This window comes from Neisseria sp. P0021.S007, assembly GCF_051956855.1.
In genome coordinates, this window is record NZ_JBQCXA010000738.1 from 1 (window position 1) to 616 (window position 616).

The 616-nt window shown below is 55.0% G+C and carries 2 pseudogenes; both read right to left on the bottom strand.

The annotated features are described in order from the left end of the window. Positions 1-328: pseudogene (locus ACTHUR_RS15685) on the bottom strand (phosphate acyltransferase PlsX); the annotation flags it as partial. Between the two features lie 82 nt (positions 329-410). After that, positions 411-616: pseudogene (locus ACTHUR_RS15690) on the bottom strand (hypothetical protein); the annotation flags it as partial.

Genomic DNA, 616 nt, shown 5'->3' on the forward strand with positions numbered 1-616 from the left:
CCATAAGCGCGCCGGTGTTGCCGGCGGATACGGCGGCTTGCGCGTTGCCTTCTTTGACTTGGTTGATGGCAATGCGCATGGAGGAGTCTTTTTTATTTTTCAGGGCAAGCTGCGGGGCTTCGTCCATGCCGACGACTTCGGAGGCGTGGAGCACGGTAATGCGCTCCATCGGCGCGTTGGCTGCGGAGAGGGCTTGGCGGACGGCGGATTCGTCGCCGACCATAATGAGGTGTACGTCTTGCTGCTGTTTCAAAAAGGCAAGGGCACCGGGGACGGTGACTGCGAGACCTGAGTCGCCGCCCATGGCATCTACGGCCAATGTAATCATGTTGTTCTCCGGTTTGTGTGGTGAAGGTGAATAGGGGTAGTATCGGCTGCCTCTGTGGGTTTATTCGGCTTCACAATCGGTTTCAGACGACCTTTGGACGATATGCGGTATGGAGGTCGTCTGAAAATGGGGTGTATGTGTGGTCGGGTGCTTCGGATTGAAGTGTTGCGTTCCACATTCTAATGCGTTTTATGAAGATGCGCTGAAAAGAGGCGAAATCGCGTTTTATCGGTGTTCTACGGATTTCGCTTTTGCCGTTTCGGAAGAAGGCGGGCTTCTCCATCACGG